Genomic DNA, 22320 nt, shown 5'->3' with positions numbered 1-22320 from the left:
GCGCAGACTCGTGAGCGGGATCATCGTGATCACCGTCTTCAGCGGACAGATCACGTTCCTCGCCCGGTCGACCGAGGAACATCGCGTCGGCATTTGTCCCGCAAATCCTTTCACTCCCGCACGATACGAACTCGCAGAGGACGATGATGTCTTCAACAGAGGACGCACAGCAAGGAACGTTCAGGGTGGCAGCGGCTGCCCTGGTCGGTTCCGCACTCGAGTGGTACGACTTCGGTTTGTACGGCCTGGCCGCAGGACTGGTATTCAACAAAGTCATCTTCGTCAACAGCGACCCAACCGTCGCGACACTTCTCGCCTTCGCCACGTTCGGTGTGGCGTATTTCATTCGTCCATTGGGCGGGCTGATCTTCGGGCGGCTCGGTGACATCATGGGGCGCAGGAAGATCCTCGTCGTCACCTTGCTCGTCATGGGCATCTCCACCACGCTGATGGCATTCGTGCCGACCTATGCACAAGCGGGCATCTGGTCCCCGGTGATCCTGGTACTTCTTCGCGTCGTTCAGAGTATCGGTGCGGGCGCCGAATTCGGTGGCGCGGCGATCATGTCGGTGGAGCATGCGGCCGCTCGCCGTCGCGGCATGTGGGGTTCGTGGCCGATGGTGGGCATTTTTCTGGGCGGCGTCATGGGATCGGGTGCGTTCGCATTGGTCGCCAGCCTTCCGGAGGAACAGTTCCTGTCCTGGGGCTGGCGGATCCCGTTCGCGGCCAGTGCGTTGATCATCGCTTTCGCGCTGTGGATCCGTCTTCGGATCCCGGAGTCACCGGCGTTCGTGGAGGCGAAGCCCGACCAGCAGAAGCGCACCGTCGCACCGTTGTCGAGCGCGTTCCGGCACGAGAAGAAGGGGATGTTCGTCCTCTTCGGCACCATGGTCGCTTCGAATACGGTCGTGTACCTGAACGTCTTCTTGCCCGCCTACCTGACGGGGACGGTCAATCTGGCGCCGTCCGTGGCTCCTACCGCGGGTGTCGTCGCGTCCGCCGCCACCATCGTGACCCTGCCTCTGTTCGGTGCTCTGTCGGACAGGATCGGCCGCAGACCGGTAGTTCTCGGAGGCGTCGCTTTTTGCGCTCTCTCCATATATCCGTTCTTCTGGATCGTGGACGGTACGCGTTCTCCGCTCTGGATCACGGTCGCTCTGGTCGCGATTTTCGCGATAGGTGTTTCTGCGATCTCGGGCCCGCAGGCGGCGTTCTTCTCGGAGCTGTTCACCGCGCGCGCAAGGTACGCTTCGTTGGCTTTCAGCAGGGAGGTCGCCGGTGCTACCGCTGGAGGGCTCACGCCGCTGATTGCGGCAGCGCTCGTCGCCGCCGGCGATGGCAAGCCCTGGCTGCTCTCGGTATATGTTGTGGCTGCGTGCGTCTTCGGTGGTGTGGTCCTGGCGCTCGGCCCCGAGACACGGGGGCGCAAGCTCGAAGCGCTCACCATCGACGAGCTTCGCGGAGGAAGCCGGCCAGCAGAGCATGCGGCCCGGGCTAGAACGACAGCAACCGGCCGAGCCGACTGATGCCACATCAGCTCACCCGAAGGAATGGTGAGAATCTCGGCTTCGTCGTGGCCGACATCCACACCAAGTGCAGCCAACTGCTCGTGCTCGAACTCATGCAGTTCGCTCCGCAACGAGCGCAACGCCGGGGGATCGCGTTACCGCCGTCTTCCTGAGCGGCCAATTCCCGCTCGCGCACAACCCGCCTGCACATCATTACGTGCCGCATCACATAGCTGAACTGCTGACACATCCGTCAGCGACACAATGACGTGGAGTTGTCGATGCCCATACCGAGCGCCCCCAACGAGGCCTCCGCGCGCCGCGAGGTCAGCGCATGATCCTCTTTCTCCTACGCAGACTCGTGAGCGGGATCATCGTGATCGTCGTCGTCACGTCTCTTGTGTTCTTCCTGACCTACGGCACGAGCATCCAGATCGCCCGCAACATCCTCGGGCCCTCCGCGTCCGACGAGCAGGTCGCGATCCTCAACGAGAATCTCGGGCTGGACCGACCGCTGTTCGAGCAATACTTCGACTGGATCACGAGCGCGGTCCATGGCGACCTGGGCGTGTCGTACTTCACCTCCGAGCCCGTCGCTGCGGCTCTGTCCAACCGCCTCCCGGTCACGTTCTCGATGGTGATCGTCGCGGTGCTGATCACTCTGATCGCGAGCCTCGCACTGGGCATCACGGCCGCCGCGCGGGGCGGCGTCGTCGACCGCGTGCTGCAGTCGATCGGCACCATTTCGTACGTCTTCCCGGTCATCATCATCGCGATCGGCCTGGTCTACCTGTTCGCCATCGTGCTGCGATGGGTACCTTCGATCGGGTTCGTACCGATCACTCGCTCACCCGGCCACTGGCTGGCGTCGATCATCCTGCCCTCCGTCACTCTGGCCGTCGGTGGTATCGCCGGTCTCGCCGCGCAGATCCGCGGCTCGCTCGTCGACGAACTCGGGCTCGACTACATCCGCACGCTCCGCAGCCGCGGCGTCTCCGAGCGAGCGATCCTGGGCAAGCACGCCCTGCGCAACGCCGCCGGACCGGCCCTCACCGTCTTCTCGCTCCAATTCATCGGCATCTTCGGGGCCTCACTGTTCATCGAGCGGATCTTCGCACTGCCCGGCTACGGCGCCTACGCGATGAACGCCACCGTGCAGGGCGACTTCCCGGTGCTGCTGGGGGTCACGCTCGTGAGCGTCGTGCTCGTCGTCACCGTGAACCTGATCGTGGATGTCGCGCAGGGTTGGCTGAACCCGAAAGTGAGAACCTGATGTCCCAGCAGCTCGCACCCCCTGGGCCCGATCGGACAGCCGCCGCGCCGGCAAAGCGGAAGCGGCGCGTCACGCGTGCGCTCCTGCGCAACCCGATGGCAGTCGGGTCGGTTGTCACCCTGGCCGCCATGACGCTGCTGTGCCTGCTGGCACCGGTCATCACCAGCCACGATCCCATGTACAGCTCGGTCGAACACGTCAATGCGCCGACCGGCACGGAGGGATGGTGGCTCGGCGGCGACGCCCAGGGCCGCGACATGTGGTCCCGCCTGCTCGCCTCGATCGGCGTCTCTCTGACGGCGGCACTCATCGGTACCGGGGTCTCGATCGTCATCGGTGTCGTCTTCGGCCTCATCGCCGGTTACGTCGGCCGCGCCATCGACTCGATCGCGTCGTGGGTGTTCAACCTCGTCCTGGCGCTGCCCACCCTGCTCATCCTCATCGTGCTGCTGCCCGTGACCCGTGGGTCGTATCAGCTGACGATGCTGCTGCTCGGTGTCATGCTCTCGCCCGGCGTCTACCGCCTCGTGCGGAACATGGTGATCGGCGTCCGGCGCGAGCTGTACATCGACGCCGCGAAGGTGGCGGGGCTGTCGACCTGGCGGATCCTGACACGCCACGTCTTCTTCGTCGTGCGCGGCCCGATCGTCATCCAGGCCGCGTTCATCGCCACAATCTGCATCAACGTACAGGCCGGCCTCGCGTTTCTCGGCGTCGGCGCGAATACGCCGAGCTTCGGTTCGATGATCTCCCAGGCGTTCACGAACTTGTACGGGCATCCGGTCCAGCTGCTGTGGCCGACACTCGGACTGGTCGCGCTCACCGGTTCCCTGATCCTGTTCGCGAACGCCTACCGGGATGCCCTCGCCGGCACGACCACTGCCGCGCGGCGGCGAAGCCGTCGTGCGATCGCGGATGTGACCAGGCACGCGGACGAGGCAGCTCCCGCGGCGGAGAAGCCGACCGGGAAGGCGTTGCTGACCGTGCAGGATCTCAGCATCGCCTATCCGCGTCCCGACGGGTCGCTCAACGAGGTCGTGCACAAGGTCTCGCTGACCGTTGACAGCGGCGAAGTCGTCGGCCTTGTCGGCGAGTCGGGCTCCGGCAAGACCCAGACAGCATTCGCGATCCTGGGTCTGCTTCCCCACGAGGCGGTCGTCACCGCGAAGGAGGCGTCACTCGACGGCCGGCCTCTGCTCGCGATGACTCCGGCAGAGCTCCGCAAGCTGCGCGGTCCCGGCGTGGCATACATCCCCCAGGAGCCGATGTCGAACCTCGATCCTTCGTTCACCGTCGGCAGCCAGCTCGTCGAGGCGCTGCGGCGCACGATGCCGCGCGTGCAGGCCAGGCAGCGGGTGCTCGAATTGCTGGCGCGCGTGGGCATCCCCGACCCCGAGCGCACGTTCGATTCGTATCCGCACCAGATCTCGGGCGGCATGGCACAGCGGGTGCTGATCGCCGGAGCCGTCGCCACGCATCCGAAGGTGCTCATCGCCGACGAGCCGACCACCGCGCTCGACGTGACGGTCCAGGCCGAGATCCTCGACCTGCTCCGCGAGTTGCAGCGCGAGCTGAAGATGGCCGTACTCCTGGTCACGCACAACTTCGGCGTCGTCGCCGACCTGTGCGACCGGGTGGTGGTGATGCGGGACGGCCGCGACGTGGAGACCGGGGAAGTGCGGCAGATCTTCAGCCGTCCCGCGCACGAGTACACGAAGTCGTTGATCGACTCGATCCTCGACGAGGAAACCCTCCGCACCGACGCGCCGGTGTCCAAGGCGAAGGAAGGTGCGAGATGAACCCCCTCCTGCAGATCGACGACCTGCGGCTGCGCTATCCCGGTGGCGGGTTCCGCCGCCGGCTGCCCGAGGTGCTCAAGGGTGTGTCCCTGCACATTGAAGCCGGTGAGACCCTCGGCCTGGTAGGGGAATCGGGGTCGGGGAAAACGACCGTCGGCCGCGCCGTACTGGGTCTCGCACAGGCGACGGGAGGGACGATCACCTTCGAAGGGCAGGACATCACCCACCTGCCGGCCGGCCGGAACCGGGGAGACGCGCGAGAGATCCAGGTGGTCTTCCAGGACCCCTACACCTCGCTCACCCCGGCGCTGCAGGTGCGCGGCATCCTCTCCGAGCCTCTGATCGCACAGGGAATCGCGCGGTCCGACGCGGAGCGGCGGGTGTCGTCGCTGCTGGATCGCGTCGGACTGCCGAAGGACAGCGCAGACCGGTTCGCGCGGGAGTTCTCCGGGGGCCAGCGCCAGCGCATCGCGATCGCCCGAGCCCTCGCGCTCGAACCTCGACTCATCGTGTGCGACGAGCCGGTCTCGGCGCTCGACCTGACGACGCAGGCGCGTGTTCTGGATCTGCTGATCGAGCTGCAGCGCAACACCGGCGTCGCCTACCTCTTCATCACACACGACCTGGCCGTCGTGCGCCATATCAGCCATCGGGTGGCGGTGATGTATCAAGGCGAGATCGTGGAGACGGGCCCTGCGGCCACGGTCACCAGGCATCCCCAGAACGACTACACCAAGCGTTTGCTGCTTGCGGCTCCCACCGCTGACCCGGACGCGCAGGCCGAGCGCCGGGCCGCCCGGCAGGCGCTTCGCGGCCGGGCCGAGGTTCCAACGGCCTCCTGAGTCCTCGACCGGATGGTCCTCACGACCGTAGCGGTTTCTTGACTTTCAAATGAACGAACGTCGCTGACATCATTTGATGTCGCGACGGCATGCCTGCACAAGACAAAGGGGTCACACGTGCGCGATTCACTTCGGCATCGCGGGATCGGCCTGGTTGCCGCCGTCGCTGCCATCGCCACACTCTCTCTGAGCGGTTGCTCGGGCTACGCATCCCCGGACAACGAGAACCAACACGTCCTCAGTCTCTCCGCCCGCCAGGCACCGGCGAGCTTCGCCATCGGCGCCTACGGCGGCGGCGAGATCATGATCCAGACCTCGATCTTCGACACGGTCCTCGCCTTCGACCAGGACGGGAAGATCGTTCCGAACCTGGCGAAGAAGTTCGAGTACAACAAGGACCGCACGATCCTCACGCTGGCCATCCGGGACGACGCCACGTTCTCCAACGGCGAGGCCGTCGACGCCCAAGCGGTGGTCGACAACCTCACGGCCGCCAAGAAGGCGCAAGGCACCGCCGGCCTCGTGGACGTCAAGACGATCAAAGCGACCGACAAGCACACGGTCGTGGTCACCCTGTCGGAACCCAACGCCTCGCTCGTACCGAACCTGGCCGGCGTCGGCGGCTTCGTCGAGGCACCGTCGACGATCGGGACCAAGGCTGAGGCCACCCGGCCGGTCGGCTCCGGTCCGTACACCCTGAACCTCGCCGAGACCCAGATCGGCGAGAAGTACGTGCTCGACAAGGTCAAGGACCACTGGCGGGCGGACGACTACCCGTTCGACCGCATCGAGATCTCCGTGATCCCCGACATCACCGCGGCGGTCAACGGCCTGCAGAGCGGTCAGCTCGACCATGTGGTCGGAGTCAGCCTCGACCAATCCAAGACTCTGAAGGGCCAGTTCGTCACCGGAGTCGACAACCCGACCACCTGGGGCAACATCTGGATCGCCGACCGAGAGGGTGAACTGGTGCCCGCGCTCGCCGACGTCCGTGTGCGCCGGGCCATCAATATGGCGCTGGACCGTTCCGCCCTCAAGAAGCTCGCCCCCGGGCAGCGCCACGGTGTCGACCAGATCTTCAGCGCCAACGGCGGGGCCTACCTGCCCAAGCTCAAGGGGCACTACCCGCATGACGTCGAAGCCGCACGTGAACTGACGGCCGAGGCGGGCTACTCCGACGGATTCTCGGTGACCATGCCCAGCACGATCGCCTCGACCGAATTCGAGCCGTTCATCACCCAGTCGCTCGCCGAGATCGGTATCACCGTGAAATGGGAGACCACCTCGCTGCAGGACATCGTGGCCAACCTCTCGTCGAAGAAGTTCGCGATGTTCTACTTCCCGAGCACGTACTCGGGCTCGGACGCGCTCGATACCGAGTCGGCGCTCGGGCCCGTGTTCAACCCGTTCGGGACCTCCACTCCGGAGGAGACCAAACTGCTCGACGCGGCGAACGCATCCGGTGAGCCGAACGCATTCGCCGGCCTGAACCGGTACTTCACCGAGGAGGCGTGGTTCGCACCCGTGATGGCGAACACGTTCCTCTGGGCGCACAGCAAGTCGGTCGACTACACGCCACCGGCGCTCTGGGGCTACTCGGTGCTGCCGTGGACCGTGGCAGAAGACTGACGATCAGTCATAGATGGCACCGCTCTGCCGCCGCCGAGAGGGCGGCGGCAGAAGGGCCCGGTGCGAAGCCCCCCCGGCGTGTGGGCCGCGCACCCCGTCGGGGCGGACCAACGGTCCGCTCCACCCCTGCAAGAGACAAACAGAGAAACGAGGACGTGCTATGGGCCGGTTCGACGGCAGGACCTATCTGATCACCGGTGGCGGCAAGGGCATCGGCGCCGCCGTGGCCGACGAGGTCGCGGCGGGCGGCGGCACCGTCGCCGTGTTCGACATCGACGGCGATGCGGCGACCGAGAAGGTGGCCCAGATCCTCGCCGCCGGCGGTCGTGCGCTCGCCCTCCAGGGCGATGCGCGTGACGACACGGCGGTGCGGTCCGCGGTCGCGGCGGTCGTCAGGAAGTACGGGCAGATCAACGGACTCGCGGCCATCGCAGGTGTGCTGCGTCTCGCACCGATCGCGGAGGTTCCCGACTCCCAGTGGCGCGACGTCGTCGAGACCAACGTGCTGGGACCGTTCCAGTTCGTCCGAGCGGTCGTGCCGCACCTGCGTGCGGCCGGCAGCGGCTCGATCGTGCTCGCCGGCTCGGCGATGGCCTTCGCGAGTAACCCGGAAGCCGCGCTGTACTCGGCATCGAAGGGTGCGATCGTCGCGATGACCAACTCGCTCGCGGTCGAGTTGGCCACCGAGAACATCCGGGTCAACTGCTTCGCTCCCGGCACGGTGCGCACACCCATGGCACGTGAGCTGGCGCAGATGCAGGGCGCCCCCGACAACATCGACGCCGTCGTCGACTCCTTCGGGCAAGGGCATCCCATGCGTCGGATCATCGAGGCCGAGGAGGTCGCGCGGGTCGTGGCCTTCCTGCTCAGCGATGAAGCGAGCGCGGTCACGGGATCGTGCTACGGCGTGGACGCGGGCATGCTCGCGAATCTGGCGTGACCGGCATGCGTGAGCTCACAGTGATCATGACCGGCCTGGCCTTCCCGGAAGGCCCGCGCTGGTACGACGGCTACCTGTACCTCTCGGACATGTACGGGCGGGAAGTGTTCCGGTATCGAGATGGCCTCGGCGTGGAGTCGGTGGGCACCGTGCCCGAACGGCCCTCCGGCCTCGCCCGGGCCGCGAACGGCGACCTGCTCGTCTCGTCGATGCTGGACCGGCGGATCGTCCGTTTCCGCGACGGTGAGCCAGAGACGTTTGCCGACCTGCGGGAGCTGTGCCCCGGTCCGGTCAACGACATGACCGGCGACGGCCGCGGCGGCGTCTACGTGGGCAACTTCGGGTTCGATTCCGAATCACCTGACGGGGTGATGGCCCCGACGCGCCTGGTGCATGTGAGCGCCGACGGTGACGCCGCTCAGGTAGGAGACCCGATCATGTTCCCCAACGGATCGGTGGTCACCGACGGCGGCGCGACGCTCCTGGTCGCCGAGACCTTCAACTGCCGGATCCTCGCGTTCGACATCGCGGATGACGGCACGCTCGGCAATCGTCGCGACTGGGCTGTATTTCATGAGATGCAGACCGAGCACGACCTCGCGGAAGCGCTCGGCAGCGGTTCGATCCTTCCGGACGGCATCTGCATCGACCGGGACGGGGCACTGTGGATCGCCGACGCCGGCGGCCAGGACGCGGTACGGGTGAAACAGGGCGGCGAGATCCTCGACCGGGTCCCCGCGCCGGAAGGGCGTGCGGTGTTCGCCGTCGCGCTCGGCGGTGACGCGGGCGACACCCTGTTCCTGTGCATCGGTCCCGTGATGGGCAGCGACGACCCGGATGCCGCAAGGGCCGGCAGCCTCGCCGCGTGTCGCGTCGACGTGCCGGGGGCATGAGACCGCACTCCCGCAATACGTGCGTCGTCTCGGCGCGAACACAGAGAGGAACATCGGCAACATGAAGTACTTCGGCGTCGTCTACGACATCGGCTACCGGGTGTTCGGTGAAGGCGGCTCGTCGGTCGAGCCGTTCGACCCCGACCTCGTGCGCTACGACATGAACGTCATCGCGGACGACCTGCAGGCGAACGCGGTGCGGATCGAGGGCGAAGACCTGGCGCGACTCGAGATCGCCAGTCGCGCCGCGCTCGACGCGGGACTCGCGATCTGGTTCTCGCCGTGGAAGATGAACGTCGGCTTCGATGCCACGACGGAATACCTGGTCGAGGCGGCGAAGATCGCGGAACGTCTGGTACGGGACGGCGGTGACGTCGTTTTCATCGTGTCGTGCGAGTACAGCATCTTCTCCGACGGCGTGTACCCGGGGAACAACATCTTCGAGCGCAGCGCGTGGGTGAAGCAGCACTTCGGGGCGATCGACTGGCCGAACGTTCCGGCGGGTCTACCCGATCCGCTCCCGCAGAAGGCGGAGATCCTCAATCAGTACCTCAAGTCGTTCCGGGACACCGTGCGGGGGCACTTTTCAGGGCCTGTGACCTACTCGGCCGCCATCTTCGAAGATGTGGACTGGACGCTGTTCGACTACGCCGGTCCGAACTACTACCGCGAGACCCAGAGCGACGAGGAGTACGCGGCCGGATTCGAGTACTTCCGCACCTTCGGCAAGCCGATCGCGATCCCGGAGTTCGGCTGCTGCACGTATGCCGGCGCCGCCGATCGTGGAGCACGCGGCTGGCGCCTGCTCCAGGAGAAGTTTCCCGACGGGTCCGTCAAGTGGCAGAACGACGACGTGCCGGTGCGGTCGGAGACCGAGCAGGCGGACTATGCCGAGCGCCAGCTCCGGTTCTTCCAGGACCAGGGCGTCGAGGCCGCGTTCATTTTCCAGTACAACGCCCCCGGCTACGTGCACGACGAGGGCGCACGTGACGCCGACCTCGGTTCGTACGGCATGGTGAAGTTCCCGCCGCACGGCGACGCCAGGTGGCGGCAGACGCCGCCGTGGGAGCCGAAGAAGGTCTACCACCGCGCGGCGAAGCTATTCCGCGAGCTGCGCGAGACGGCGAAATGACGGATCAGGATGCGGCAGGGCTGATGCCGTCACCGCGCGATGTGCATGCCCGGCCTCGGACTCCCGATACTGGTTCGGGGCTGCCGTGGATCGATCCTGACTTGCGCTTCGCGATCCGGCAGGCGGAGGCCGAACGCCCGGTCGCCACGCCGGTGACCACGGGCGCGGAGTTCGAGGCCATCCGTGAGCTGCGTACCTCGTACCTCGCGACACTGCCGTCGATCGACGACATGCGTCGGGGCGGAAGGATCGAGGCCGTCGAGTTCGACGTCCCCGTCGCAGCCGGCACCGCCCCCGCGGTGCTGCTTCGGCCGGCGGGCACCGACGGGCCGCTGCCGGTGATATTCGCCACGGCGAACGGCGGCAAGGTCATCCAGTCGGTCGCGGTCGGGATGAGCGGCACTGAGTTGGACTGGGTGGAACGCCTCAAGGTTGCCATGTTCATCGTCTCCGGTCGGGCAGGCCCGGAGCACCCGCATCCTGCTCAGGTCGAGGACAGCTACGCCGGACTGACATGGATGGCTGAGCGCGCCGTCGAACTCGGTCTCGATCTCGACCGCCTGGTGCTCTACGGCAAGAGTGGTGGAGGTGGGGTAGCAGCCGCGACCGCGCTCTACAGCCGCGATCACGGTGGGCCGGCCGCGCGCCACCAGCTGCTCATCTACCCCATGCTCGACGATCGTGAGCGCCATGTCTCGAGTCGGTTCGAGGGGGTGCTCTGGGATCGGCGGTCCAACCGGACGGGCTGGCGGGCGATTCTGGGTGAAGCGGCAGGTGGGCCGGACGTGAGCGCATACGCCGCCGCGGGCCGTGCTACCGAGCTGGCGGGCCTGCCGGCGTCCTACCTGGAGGTCGGGTCGGCCGACGTATTCCGGGACGAGACGCTCGACTACGCCGCGCGGCTCGGCGAGTCGGGCGTGCCGACCGAGGTCCATGTCTGGGCCGGTGGTCTGCACGCTTTCGAACTCGTCAACCCGCAGAGCAGCATCGCGAAGCAGGCGCTGGGGGTGCGGACCGACTATCTCGAACGCGCCCTCCGCCCGAGCTTCTCGACGGCTCGCTGACACCCTGGATCCAGCCACAACGAGCGGGCGTGAGCTCGACGGTGAAGGAAGTCGCCACGGCCTTCGGCGGCGGTCGGGTATTCGCGTCCGTCTCGGGGCGAGACGTCCAGCAGGGTGAGTCTGCGGGCGCGTCGAAGGCCATCGGCTCGGACACGCTGGCTCCCGTCACTCTGCGCGGGTGCGGAAGTCCCGCAGGCTGCGAACCACGCGACCTGACTCGTCCGTCAGCTCGGCCTCGATCTGGTACGTCTCTTCGGTCCTCGGGATGGCCACGTAGAAGTAGACGCGGTCCTGGCCGACGGCCCCGAGCCGCACAGCCTTGGTCGACGTCCACACGGTCCGGTCTCCGCGCAGGAGCCGGGCGTGCACCCGGCCCCGCCACACTTCGGCTGTGTCGTTGATGACGGTGACCGGCACCTCCTGAGTGCTGCCGGCCGGCACTTCGGTGTTCGCGAAGTCGACCATCACCCCCAGCGGGCTGAACGCGTCGCGCACGTAGCGCGCATAGTTCGGCTCGAACTCCAGCGATTCGAGATCGACGAAGTTGTCCGAGGTGAACGCGCGCGGGTGGGAGGAGGCCAGACCGCAGAAGTGCATGACCCCGGCGACGGTCCGGTTGGCCCGCAGGAACTCTGTCTGCGCGGCGAGGATGCGGGCGCGGGTGTAACGGCGGTCTTCGGCTGTCTTCGTCGGCCACCCGGCGTCAGTGAGGCGGCGGTAGATCGGCGCCGAGAGAATAGTGGGCGATCCGTCCCTGTTGAGCCAGCTCCAGCCGTACTCCGCCGTGAGGATCGCGTGCCCCTCGGTGTTGGGGTGGTCGTTGACCGACATCACCGACCTGGGGTCCGCGAGTGCCGTCATGTCGTTGTGCGAGAACCCGAGCGGGGTCTTGAACGTCATGGCAAGTCCCGCGGTGCCGAGCGGAGCCCCTCGCATGTGCCAGGAGGGCTCCGGGTACCAGTGCGCGTCGAAGTAGTCATCAGGCTTGAGTACACCGCCCCACCCGTTGCCCCAGGGGCGCTGCTGCGGGTCGCGGTCGCGGACCGCGGTAACCGCCTTGCCGGTCGCGTCCGTGGCGCACTCGCACTGCGCGCTCCAGGCCACCACGCAGGCGTGGTTGGCCCGTTCCTCCACCCACTCCCGGTACTCCACCTCAAGTCGCTCGGCGGTCAGCTCCTTCGGCCACGGGGTTCCGGTCGCGATGGCCGAGGCCCATTCCGGGGAACTGGCGTTGAGCTCCGCCATGAGTTCGGGTGTGTCGAGCGCGGGCGCGTCCTGCTGCGGAGTCACGGCCGACTCGGGCAACGGGTAGAACAAGGGGAACTCGTCGAGGATGAGCAGTCCTTCCTCGTCGGCGATCTTGTACCACAGCTCGGGTGGGAAACCGATCGAGTAGCGAATCATGTTCCAGTGCATGGCCTTGAACTGGCGGTGAAGCTTGCGCACCCACTCCTCCCGCCACGGGTGATCCGATCGAGTGGGATCCTCGAGGAAGCGGAAGAAGGCGCTGTTGCTACCGCGCAAGGGGTACGGCTCGCCGTTGAGTATCGCCTTGCCGAGGTCCCGGTCGAACGTGAACGAGCGCATGCCGAACCGTACGCTCGTCTCGTCGCCGCTCGTGCGCACGACGAGCCGGTAGAGGAACGGATTGTCCGGTGACCACAGCCGGACGTCGTCGATGCCCACCGTCACCTCGACTTCGCGGACCTCGAAGGGGCGCAGTTCAAGCAGCTTGATGGCACCGTGTCCTCGGCCGCGGCCCGATTCCGCCTCGGTCACCGCGCACTCGACGGCCGTCGTCACCGGATCGGCACCGTTGGCGATCGTGGCGAACACCGTCACACCGCCTTCGGCCAAGTTCGGCCTGGTCCGTACAAGCTGGATGTACGGATAGGCCGTGAGGGTCAGCTCGACTGAGTCGTAGATGCCGGGGATCGACCGGTAGCGCTCCAAGTCGAATCCGTTGGCGACGGACGGGGGCGTCGCGTCGCGCCACGCTCCGACGCGGACGACCAGTTCGTTCGGAGCCCCCTCGGCACGAACATGGCCGGCGAGATCGAAGTGACCCGCCGTGAAGTTCGGCTGGTGCTCCCCGATCTCGCGTCCGTTGAGGAACACCTTGGACCCGTGCATGGCCTTGCCGATGCGCAGGACGGCGACCTCCGGCACATCACCGTCCACGGTGAACGTCCTGCGGTACCAGAACGCCTCGCGACGCTCACTCTGCACACCCACCTCATCGAAGGCGGGGGTTGCCAGGTCGAGCACTCCCGGAACAGGGACTGTACTCGAGAATCCCTCGGGCCGGTCTTTGAAACTGCCCTCAGCGACGTCCCACAAGCCATCGAGCGATACGACTCGTCGAAGCTCGCTCACGTGTGCCTCCCTGTCGCTCTTTCCGTTTTGTCCTCTGTACGATCCGTAACTCAGGCGGGCCGCCGCGCGCGAGGGGCCCGCTCATGGGCGATGCCGACATCGGCACGTCGGGGGTCCCGACCCGAACTTCGGGAGCGGCAAGGCCGAACGACGTGGCTGTCCGTGCCGCGATTACGGTTCTGAAGCCCCCGGGATCACGCCGTGCCGAGTATCGATCGTGACGCCTGGGATGTCTCGACGCACACGTACCCGTCGCCTGAGCCACCGGGGCGCGCCCCCCGGTACGTCGCCGCGACATGGTCATGGCGGTTGCCTGGCCGCCGCTCCGACCCCCTCGGACGAGTTCTGCCGAAGTAGATGCCATTATTTGAAATAACATTGCATCATCTTGCGCTATCCACGTCGGCTTGGAATGCTGGCGCCGGCGGCTGGTCGCGCGGCTTCAGGACTCCGCGCATCGCCCGCGCAGTCAGAAGCGGAGACAATGATGACTTCACACCAGATTGATCGACGGGACCTCCTGCGGTACTCGGCCGTCGGAGGCCTTGCCCTTACACGCACCGTGCCCGGCTCCTTCGACGCCGAGGAGCGTGGTGATGCCGACGCGTCCCCGCCGACTCCGCGAGTCCCAAGGCACTACGGCGTCGTCTACGACGTCGGCCTGAGATTCAGCCCGGAGAGCCTGTCCGTCGACCCCTTCGACGCGGCGATCGCCGAGTACGACATCAACACGATCGCGAACGAGCTCCATGCCAACGCGGTCCGTATCGAGGGTGAGGTGATCGATCGACTCTCGGTCACAACGAGACTGGCCCACGCGGCCGGGCTGACCGTCTACTTCAGCCCGTGGAAGATGAATGCGAGCATCAATAGGACCAGGCAGTACGTCGCGCAGGCGGCGCAAGTCGCCGAGGGACTACGGCTCGAGGGCGTGGACATCGTCTTCGTCATCGGGTGCGAGCTCACGATCTTCACCGACGGCATCTACCCCGGTTCTTCGTACATGGAGCGGGGGACATGGCTCGCGGAGCAGTTGCGACTCGCGCACACCCCGCCCGGGTCACCCGAGGCGTTGAAGCTCCTGGCGGAGAAGGCCGAGCTCCTGAACGAGACGCTGCGCTGCTACGTCGAGACCGTCCGGGCGCACTTCGGCGGCCTCGTGACGTACGCATCTGGGCTTTGGGAGGACGTCGACTGGAGCGCCTTCGACGTTGTCGGACTCGACGCCTATCGTGACCGCCAGACCGAAGAAGAGTACATCGAGATCTTCGAGCGTCATCACGTGCGCGGTAAGCCGGTCGCCGCCACGGAATTCGGTGCGTGCAAGTACGAAGGTGCCGGCGCGCTCGGCGGGGGCGGATTCGCTGTCCTGCAGGGCGCCAACCCAGACGGCACGGGCATCTGGGAAGGCGGCGTTGTCCCGACGCGCAGTGAAACAGAGCAGGCCGATTACATCGACACACAGGCCGGCCTGATGACGGCCGCTGGAGTCGACGCTCTCTTTGTGTTCGAGTTCTCGAAGCCGGCCTTGCCGACCGGCGAAGGAGCGAAGGACCTGGACATGGCCTCCTTCGCGATCGTGAGCACCTTCCCCACCGAGGACCCGCGGTCCCGGCAGATGCCGCCGTGGAAGCGGACGGAGGGATTCTGGCGCGTATCCGAGATCTTCGCCGGGTTCGCCGGCGGAGGCCTGTAAAGCTGGCGACCCTGTCTCACTTTCGGGAGTTCGGGGTCGGGGCGGGTGATCTCGCCGTCAGGACTTCGCCGACGGGCACCCGTCCGCCGGGCGGCGGGTCCTGTCGCCGGCCCTCCCGGCTGATGGTGTCGGCGCCGCAGCACGCGGAGAACCTGTCCGACCGGCCGACCGCCGAGGCAATCGTATGCAACGGCCCGGCTCGCCTCGTACGCCACGGCCCCTGTCTGCGACGCCGAGCCGGCGCCTCGTGAAGGATTCCGAGTCGGCACCGCGTCCGATCGCCCTCCCCCTCGCGAGACGGATGCGCAATGCGCGTGCGGACCCTTGACTTCCGCCGGAAACATATACACGCTTACCCGAACATCCGGATCCCGGATCCAGACTTATCCACAGGAGCATGATGTCAGTCGCAGTGAACCTGCTCCGGCAGGTTGGTACCAGTTCCTCAGCGCCGCGCGACCGGCGCGCGACACGGGACTGGGTGTTGCGCCGACTGTACGAGTGGATCTTCAACGGTGAACTGGAGCCGGGAGTGCCGCTGTCGGAGACCGAGCTGGCCGAGCGGCTCGGGGTCAGCCGGCAGCCGACCCGGGAAGCCATGCGACAGCTTGAGGCCGATGGCCTCATCGAAGAGGCGGCGGGGAATGGTGCTCGGGCCGTTGTGGTGTTCGAGCAGCGCCACATCACGGAGCTCTACACGATCCGTGCGGCGCTTGAGGCGGTGAGTTTCCGCGCGGCGTGTGCTCTGATCACGGATCAGCAGCTCGCCGACCTGGAGCAGGTGCAGACCGATCTGGAGAGCCGGCTGCGGCTCGGCGCACCGGACCCCGGGGAGTACGACGCCGCGCCCGACTTTCGCTTTCACGAGATCGTCGCAGAGGCGGCGCAGATGCCACAATTGCACGCCTTCCTGGTACACGTGTGGCTCAAGACCTGGGCGTTGCTCAATCAGGTGCAGTTGGCCGGCACATACCCCAATGAGCGCGAGATCGCGGACTCGTACCGCGATCGTCGGCTGCTGCTGAACATCCTCCGCACGCGCGACGGGGAGCGGGCCGCGAGCGCCGTGGTGGCTCATGTGACCCACCGCGGGGACCAGTTGACCGCTGCGATCGAATCGGGCCGGGGGCGCTTCCGGCTTCCGCACCTCCAGACCGACGGCCGCACGTCGGTCTTCGTCTGAACCCCTACGTCTCATGGAGCGGTAAGCGATGGCAGTGCTCGGCATGTTGCATGTCGGTCTCACGGTTTCCGACCTGGACCGGGCGGTCGATTGGTACTGCCGCGTGCTCGGCCTGAAGGAAGTGCACCGGCAGACGGGCGACAACGACTACACCCGCACATTGGTAGGTGTGCCTGGCGCGGCACTGCGTGTGGCCCAACTGGCGCTGCCTGGACAAGGGCCCGTCTGGCCCTCCAGCCACACTGTCGAACTCATCGAATACATCCGCGAGCCAGGCGGCCACATCGCATCACCCCCCAACGATGTCGGCGCCAGTCACCTCGCCTTCGTCGTCGACGACATCGAGGCCGTCTGCGCGCGTGTCATCTCATCCGGTGCGGCTTTGCGGAACCCGCCTGTGACGGTGACAGCCGGTATCAACCGCGGCGGTCGTGCCTGCTACCTGCACGATCCGGACGGACACACCCTCGAACTCATGGAATACGGAGCCGAGCGAGCCGCCGCTCTGCGGGGTGAGGCGTGACGGAGTTCCTGGACCAAGCGCCGGTGGCGGGCGTAAGAGGTACCGGGCCGGCTCACGCCCTAGCCCAACCACATTTTCGCGGCCGGACTCGGCACACTGCGCCACATACCGGCCAGGCCCGCGCGCGTGGATGGAAAGGGTCTCCCGGAGATGTCCGACCTGACGAGGCACAACGTCCCGCTCTGACGCAACGCCCCCGAGTGCGAAGCCGGTTCAGGCTCTTCAGGGCGTAGCCCGGTCCGGTTCCCGTTGAGTGAAGGAGTGAGTCATGAAGTATCGCGGAGTCGTCTACGACGTCGGATTGAAGTTCACGAAGGATGAAGCGTTCTCGGTCGATCCTTTCGACCCTGCGCTGGTGGATCACGACATGCGTGTGATCGCCGACGGACTGCACGCCAACGCCGTGCGCATCGAGGGAGAAGAGATAGCGCGACTCCTCACGGCCTCGCGTGCCGCCCATGCGAACGGCCTCACCGTCTTCTTCAACCCGTGGAAGATGAACGCCGACAGCGATGAGACGCGGAGCTACCTGGCCGAGGCCGCAGCGGCCGCCGAGCAGCTCAGAAGCGAGGGCGTCGACATCGTCTTCGTCACCGGCTGCGAGTACACCATCTTCAGCGAGGGGATCTACCCCGGGGCGTCGTACGCCGAGCGAGGGATGTGGCTCGGCACCCAGCTGGGCGGCATGCGCCTGTCCAGTCAGCCGTCGGACCTTCCCGACCCCCTGCCCGAGAAGGCAGCGACACTCAACAAGGCGCTCAGGTCCTTTGCACAGACGGTCCGTGAAACCTTCAACGGGCCTCTGACGTACTCCGCGGGGATGTGGGAGGACGTCGACTGGAGCATCTTCGATGTCGTCGGCATCGACCACTACCGCCGCGGCGAGAGCGAAGAGGAGTACCGCGCCGGCCTGGAGACGCACCGCCACGGCAAGCCACTCGCCGTGATGGAGGTCGGATGCTGTGCCTACGAGGGGGCGGCCGCCCTCGGCGACGGCGGCTTCATGGTGCTGCAGGGCACGAACCCCGACGGCACTGGCATTTGGCAGGACGGCGTCGTCCCGAACCGAAGCGAGCGGGAACAGGCCGACTATGTCGGAGAGCAACTCGAGATCCTCTCCGACGCTGACGTGCTCGCCGTTTTCGTCTTTGTCTTCTCCTTTCCCGCCATGCGGACGGGCGAGGGAGCCAAGGACCTCGACATGGCTTGCTTCTCGCTCGTCAAGACCTTCGGGCACGAAGACCCGAGGTCGACGGCGATGCCGCCCTGGGAGCCCAAGGAGGCGTTCCACCGTGTCGCCGAGTTCTACCGGCGTCATGCCGCAGCCGATACATCGGACCGGTGACCACGCCGACGGCCCACCGGGCGGCCTTCGAGAAGCAGATCAGGGAAAGAGAGCGATAGTCGTGGACGGTGAGCTGGAAGGCAGGGTCGCACTCATCACCGGTGCGGCAAGAGGCATCGGTGCAGCCACTGCGCGCCGGATGGCCGAGCTGGGCGCAATGGTCGTCTGCGCCGACGTGCTCTTCGAGGAGGCCGCCACAGTCGCCTCGGAGATCGGCGATGCGGCGATCGCGGTGAGCCTCGACGTGTCGAAGGAACCGCAGTGGAAGGGCGCCTTCGCAGCCGCGCGCGGCGCCTTCGGCCCGGTGGACGTCCTGGTCAACAACGCCGGTGTGATGGAGACGGCTTCGGTCGTCGACACAACCGATGAACAGTTCGACCGTCTCATCAGCGTGAACTTCCGCGGACCGTTTCTCGGTATTCGCACGGCAGGACGCGAGATGACCGCCACCGGTGGCGGGGTCATCGTCAACGTCGGCTCGGTCGTGGCGACGACACCGGTGGAAACACTCGGCGTTTACGCCGCGACCAAGGGCGGCATCGCTGCCTTGACGAAGGCCGCCGCGATGGAACTGGGTCCGAAGGGCGTCCGCGTGTGCGTCATCCGCCCCGGCACGATCGCCACACCCATGAGCGGCCCGGACACGGCGGACGACCCCTTCCACCGCGTCCTCGCCCTCGGACGCATCGGCCAAGCCTCCGAGGTCGCGGACGCCATCGCGTTCGCCGCCTCGGATCGCGCGTCCTACATCACCGGGACGGAGATCACCGTCGACGGGGGTTGGACAGCCGGACGATACGCCCTGGAGGTCACGGGTGCGCAGTCCGTCCTTGAGTCCACATAGGAGTGCACCTGGCGGCCACCTCGCCCACGGCCGCGCCGAACAGGGTGTCGCACTTCCCCGGGCCCGGGCTTGGGCAGCGGTGCGTCGGTGACGGCGGAGTCGGCCGGTCGGGGAAGGCCGTCGGGCATTCACGCCGCGTGTCGGCCGACGGCCTCAAGGAGTTGATCGACATCCCCGACCTCGGGTTTCGCCTTCAGGCCCTCCTGGAGGCGGGCCGCCGTGGCGTTGACATGGGTGGCGTTCGCAGCGACAGGCCGTCGGTGAGGTAGGCGTCAACGGTGATCGTCATTCACCGACCGTGGCGCCTCTTCGGCGGGGCCGGCGGACCATGATCTCGACCCGGGCGAACACCGCGACCAATACGAGGAGGACGACCATGGGGACCAGCAGCCAGAACCAGCGTTGCGCCCACCAATGGGCGGTCGGCTCGGCCAGGAGCGTATGGCCCAGACGTTCGTAGATCCACAACGCGATGAGGTAGGCGGTCATGTGCCACAGGAACACCGTGATCGCCACCACGTTCAGTGCCACCACAGGCTTCCACACACGGGGGCGGTGCAGGAGGCGCGCCGCGGTCGGCGTGATCAGCGCCAGCAGCCCGAGCTGGAAGACGGCGAGCACCGCGATGGCCGCGTTGGTGGGGAAGATGTTCGACTCGGCGTCGCCGACCGTCCCGACCATTGAACGGGGGTAACCGGCGAACACCGTCAGCACGACCAGGGTCAGCAGGCCGGCCCCGGTGACCGCCAGCCGCTGGGCCGACGGCCGTCGGCCGAGCTGCCAGGTGCGCCAGGCGTAGCCGAGCTGGTGGCAGAACAGCCACACCAGCGCGAGGGTCGCCCATGCGGCCCAGGCCAGCCCGACGCCGCGGCCGAGCACGCTGCCCGCGGCGATCAGCCCTGCGAGCACGGCGAGGGTGCCGGCGCCATGGCGGGCATGCAGGGTCGCGGTCACCGGCACGGTGACGATCAACAGGCTGTACACCGCGAGGAACCACAAGGGCGTCAGGTAACCGGGGAACCACTGCCACATCCAGCGGTGGGGTCCTGGCAGGGTCGCGGCGATCAGCTCGCCGGCCAGCCACACCCCCACCCATACGGCGGTGGGCACCGACAGCCTGCGGAGCCGGTCGGCGACGAACCGTCCGGCGGGATCCTTGTTCGCCTGTGTGCGTTGCCAGCCGGCCCAGTTCGCGTAGCCGCCGACCAGAAAGAACACCGGCATGATCTGCAGTACCCAGGTGGCCAGCCACCCGCCGGGAACAGCATCGATCGGGTTGGGCATGGCGAGGTCGCCGGCAGCGGTGCGATGGGTGACCGGCAGCGTCCAGTGCCACAGGGTGACGACCACGATGCTGAGCGCTCGGGCGGCGTCGACGACACGGTCCCGGGTCTCCGGTGTGGCGCTCACCAACCGGTCCAACGCCCCAGGGGTCCCGGGGGCACGAGACCACCGGCGCCGGCGGGGGGGGCACGTCCGGTACAGCGCGTCGACATCCGCCGCGAAGTCCCGCAGCACCCGACTGCGCCGTACTTTCAGGGTCGGCGTGAGATAGCCGTGAGCCTCGGTGAGGTCGCCGGGCAGGACGCTGAACCTGCGCATCCGCTCGGCCCGGCTGACGGTCGCATTGACCTCGTCGATCGCCGTCTGCAGCCGGGCAAGCAGGTCGGGGTCGTCGCGGAGCTGCGCGGGGGTGGCGGCCGCCGGCTTGCCGGCGTTCCTCTTCCAGGCCGCCAGCCCCTCCTCGTCGAGAGTGATCAGGCCAGCGATGAACGGGCGCTGATCGCCGACGGCCACCACCTGGCTGATCAGAGGGTGGGTGCGCAGCCGGTCCTCCAGCTCCGCGGGGAGGACGTTCTTCCCGCCGACAGTGACGATGATCTCCTTCTTGCGGCCCGAGACGGTCAGGAATCCGTCGTCGTCCAGGGTGCCGACATCTCCGGTGTACAGCCAGCCATCGGCGCTCAGCGTCTCCTTCGTGACCGGTTCGTTTCGCCAGTAGCCCGGGAACACCACGGGGCCTCGGAGCAGGATCTCACCGTCGTCGGCGATCCGGACCGTGACGCCGGGCAACGGCTGCCCGACTGAACCGATCTTGACCGCGGAGGGCGTGTTGACGGTGGCGGCGGCGCTGGTCTCGGTCAGCCCGTAGCCCTCGAGCACGGTCACGCCGATGCCTCGGTAGAAGTGGCCGAGACGGGTGCCGAGCGGAGCGCCGCCGCTGATGGCGTAGGTGACCCGCCCGCCGAGAGCCGCCCGCAGCTTGCGGTAGACCAGTCTGTCGAACAGGCGGTGGGCCAGGGTGAGCCGCCGGCCGGGGGTCCCTTGTTCCCCTGCCTGGCTGTAGCGGACAGCGACCCGCTCAGCGCGCTCGAAGAGGGCGCCGCGGTGCCGCGCCGCGGCGCGCTGCCGCGCTCGGGCGTGAATCTTCTCGAACACCCTGGGCACCGCCAGGATGAACGTCGGCCGCAGCGCGGCCAGGTGGTCGGGCAGGCGGGCGAGGTCGGCGGTGTGGGCCAGCCGAACGCCGTGTTCGACACAGGCCACCTGAATCACCCGGGCGAACACGTGCGCCAACGGCAGGAACAGCACCGTCGAGGCGTCGTGGCCGAAGATCTCCCGTAGTGCCGCGATCGCGGCTCGGGCGTCATGGAGCAGGTTGGCATGGGTGAGTACGCACCCCTTGGGCCGGCCGGTGGTGCCGGAGGTATAGATGATGGTGGCGATGTCGTCCGCGCGGACCGCGCCGCGGCGCTCGTCGACCTGGGAGTCGGGTACTTCGGCACCCTCCTGCCGCAACCGGGAGAGGTCACCGGCGTCGATCTGCCAGACCTGCTCCAGCCTGGGAAGGTCCACCTGGATGTCCTCAAGCCGGTGGCGGTGATCCGACGTCTCGACCACCGTCGCGACGGCCTCGGAGTCCTGCAGCACCCACCGGATCTGCTCGGCCGAGGAGGTGTCGTAGATCGGCACCGACACCGCACCGATCGTCCACAGGGCGTAGTCGGTCAGAGTCCACTCGTAGCTGGTCGCGCCCAGCAGAGCGACCCGGTCCCCGGGCTGGATCCCGGCAGCGAGGAAGCCCGCCGCGAGGGCGTGCACATCGCTCGCGAACCGCGCGGCGGTGACGTGCTCCCAGCCACGTCCCGTCGGCCGGTCGAACAGGACAAGCCCGGGCCGGTCGCCTCGGAACACCGCGTCGGCCAGCTGGTCCTGCGGCGGAATCCGGATCGCGGACGGGCTCTCGTACTCGCGCACAGCCCCAGTTTCTGC

General features: G+C 67.2%; 16 protein-coding genes. 14 read left to right on the top strand and 2 right to left on the bottom strand.

Annotation, left to right across the window (positions count from 1 at the left end):
- Positions 1-185 precede the first annotated feature (185 nt).
- From CTZ28_RS23995 to CTZ28_RS23955, 9 genes are all read left to right on the top strand, one after another.
- Positions 186-1526 (top strand): MFS transporter, encoded by a 1341-nt coding sequence (locus CTZ28_RS23995; protein ID WP_183154554.1) that lies wholly within the window; start codon positions 186-188, stop codon positions 1524-1526.
- A gap of 316 nt (positions 1527-1842) precedes the next feature.
- Positions 1843-2781 carry an ABC transporter permease gene (locus CTZ28_RS23990; protein WP_121891750.1) on the top strand — a complete coding sequence of 313 codons (939 nt, stop codon included), beginning with the start codon at positions 1843-1845 and terminating at the stop codon, positions 2779-2781.
- Entirely contained in the window at positions 2781-4580 is a 1800-nt protein-coding gene (locus CTZ28_RS23985; protein WP_121891749.1) for a dipeptide/oligopeptide/nickel ABC transporter permease/ATP-binding protein, read from the top strand. The genes CTZ28_RS23990 and CTZ28_RS23985 overlap by 1 nt, the downstream gene beginning before the upstream one ends.
- Positions 4577-5422: an ATP-binding cassette domain-containing protein gene (locus CTZ28_RS23980; RefSeq protein ID WP_121891748.1), complete on the top strand. Its 846-nt coding sequence runs from the start codon at positions 4577-4579 to the stop codon at positions 5420-5422. The genes CTZ28_RS23985 and CTZ28_RS23980 overlap by 4 nt, the downstream gene beginning before the upstream one ends.
- Before the next feature lie 117 nt (positions 5423-5539).
- Complete coding sequence (locus CTZ28_RS23975) at positions 5540-7051, top strand: ABC transporter substrate-binding protein (RefSeq protein ID WP_121891747.1); 1512 nt, start codon at positions 5540-5542, stop codon at positions 7049-7051.
- Between the two features lie 160 nt (positions 7052-7211).
- Positions 7212-7991, top strand: a complete 780-nt coding sequence (locus CTZ28_RS23970; protein ID WP_183154553.1) for an SDR family NAD(P)-dependent oxidoreductase — start codon at positions 7212-7214, stop codon at positions 7989-7991.
- Between the two features lie 5 nt (positions 7992-7996).
- Positions 7997-8884, top strand: coding sequence for an SMP-30/gluconolactonase/LRE family protein (locus CTZ28_RS23965; RefSeq protein ID WP_147481194.1), 888 nt, complete (start codon positions 7997-7999; stop codon positions 8882-8884).
- Between the two features lie 61 nt (positions 8885-8945).
- Positions 8946-10016 carry a hypothetical protein gene (locus tag CTZ28_RS23960; protein ID WP_121891744.1) on the top strand — a complete coding sequence of 357 codons (1071 nt, stop codon included), beginning with the start codon at positions 8946-8948 and terminating at the stop codon, positions 10014-10016.
- The gene (locus CTZ28_RS23955; protein WP_121891743.1) at positions 10013-11080 is read left to right on the top strand and encodes an alpha/beta hydrolase fold domain-containing protein; all 1068 of its coding nucleotides are present in this window, start codon (positions 10013-10015) and stop codon (positions 11078-11080) included. Before CTZ28_RS23960 ends, CTZ28_RS23955 begins: the two co-directional genes overlap by 4 nt.
- A 165-nt stretch (positions 11081-11245) precedes the next feature.
- Here CTZ28_RS23955 and CTZ28_RS23950 read toward each other — a convergent pair whose 3' ends face one another.
- Positions 11246-13309, bottom strand: coding sequence for a glycoside hydrolase family 2 protein (locus CTZ28_RS23950; protein WP_147481193.1), 2064 nt, complete (start codon positions 13307-13309; stop codon positions 11246-11248).
- Positions 13310-14018: 709 nt separating this feature from the next.
- Here CTZ28_RS23950 and CTZ28_RS23945 point away from each other — a divergent pair.
- The 5 genes from CTZ28_RS23945 to CTZ28_RS23925 all read left to right on the top strand — a co-directional run bounded on the left by CTZ28_RS23945 (position 14019) and on the right by CTZ28_RS23925 (position 19047).
- Complete coding sequence (locus CTZ28_RS23945) at positions 14019-15152, top strand: hypothetical protein (protein ID WP_220795395.1); 1134 nt, start codon at positions 14019-14021, stop codon at positions 15150-15152.
- A gap of 412 nt (positions 15153-15564) precedes the next feature.
- The gene (locus CTZ28_RS23940) at positions 15565-16335 is read left to right on the top strand and encodes a GntR family transcriptional regulator (protein ID WP_310887622.1); all 771 of its coding nucleotides are present in this window, start codon (positions 15565-15567) and stop codon (positions 16333-16335) included.
- 28 nt (positions 16336-16363) lie between these two features.
- Positions 16364-16858: a VOC family protein gene (locus CTZ28_RS23935; RefSeq protein ID WP_121891740.1), complete on the top strand. Its 495-nt coding sequence runs from the start codon at positions 16364-16366 to the stop codon at positions 16856-16858.
- 268 nt (positions 16859-17126) lie between these two features.
- Positions 17127-18203 (top strand): hypothetical protein, encoded by a 1077-nt coding sequence (locus CTZ28_RS23930; protein WP_121891739.1) that lies wholly within the window; start codon positions 17127-17129, stop codon positions 18201-18203.
- Positions 18204-18264: 61 nt separating this feature from the next.
- On the top strand, positions 18265-19047 hold the full coding sequence (locus CTZ28_RS23925) for an SDR family NAD(P)-dependent oxidoreductase (protein ID WP_183154552.1): 783 nt from the start codon (positions 18265-18267) through the stop codon (positions 19045-19047).
- Positions 19048-19332: 285 nt separating this feature from the next.
- Here the strand turns inward: CTZ28_RS23925 and CTZ28_RS23920 are convergent, their stop codons facing one another.
- Positions 19333-22305: an AMP-binding protein gene (locus CTZ28_RS23920; protein WP_220795394.1), complete on the bottom strand. Its 2973-nt coding sequence runs from the start codon at positions 22303-22305 to the stop codon at positions 19333-19335.
- Positions 22306-22320: the final 15 nt, after the last annotated feature.

Origin of the sequence: Streptomyces shenzhenensis (genome assembly GCF_003688995.1) — a bacterium.
Lineage (GTDB): Bacteria > Actinomycetota > Actinomycetes > Streptomycetales > Streptomycetaceae > Streptomyces > Streptomyces shenzhenensis_A.
The sequence above is the reverse complement of the archived record's forward strand: the minus strand, read 5'-3'. Positions and strand labels throughout refer to the sequence as shown.

Bases quoted from the DNA above. Each gene is read 5' to 3' on its own strand.
- CTZ28_RS23990 (WP_121891750.1), top strand. From the start codon at position 1,843: ATGATCCTCTTTCTCCTACGCAGACTCGTGAGCGGGATCATCGTGATC.
- CTZ28_RS23985 (WP_121891749.1), top strand. From the start codon at position 2,781: ATGTCCCAGCAGCTCGCACCCCCTGGGCCCGATCGGACAGCCGCCGCG.
- CTZ28_RS23980 (WP_121891748.1), top strand. From the start codon at position 4,577: ATGAACCCCCTCCTGCAGATCGACGACCTGCGGCTGCGCTATCCCGGT.
- CTZ28_RS23970 (WP_183154553.1), top strand. From the start codon at position 7,212: ATGGGCCGGTTCGACGGCAGGACCTATCTGATCACCGGTGGCGGCAAG.
- CTZ28_RS23965 (WP_147481194.1), top strand. From the start codon at position 7,997: ATGCGTGAGCTCACAGTGATCATGACCGGCCTGGCCTTCCCGGAAGGC.
- CTZ28_RS23960 (WP_121891744.1), top strand. From the start codon at position 8,946: ATGAAGTACTTCGGCGTCGTCTACGACATCGGCTACCGGGTGTTCGGT.
- CTZ28_RS23955 (WP_121891743.1), top strand. From the start codon at position 10,013: ATGACGGATCAGGATGCGGCAGGGCTGATGCCGTCACCGCGCGATGTG.
- CTZ28_RS23935 (WP_121891740.1), top strand. From the start codon at position 16,364: ATGGCAGTGCTCGGCATGTTGCATGTCGGTCTCACGGTTTCCGACCTG.
- CTZ28_RS23930 (WP_121891739.1), top strand. From the start codon at position 17,127: ATGAAGTATCGCGGAGTCGTCTACGACGTCGGATTGAAGTTCACGAAG.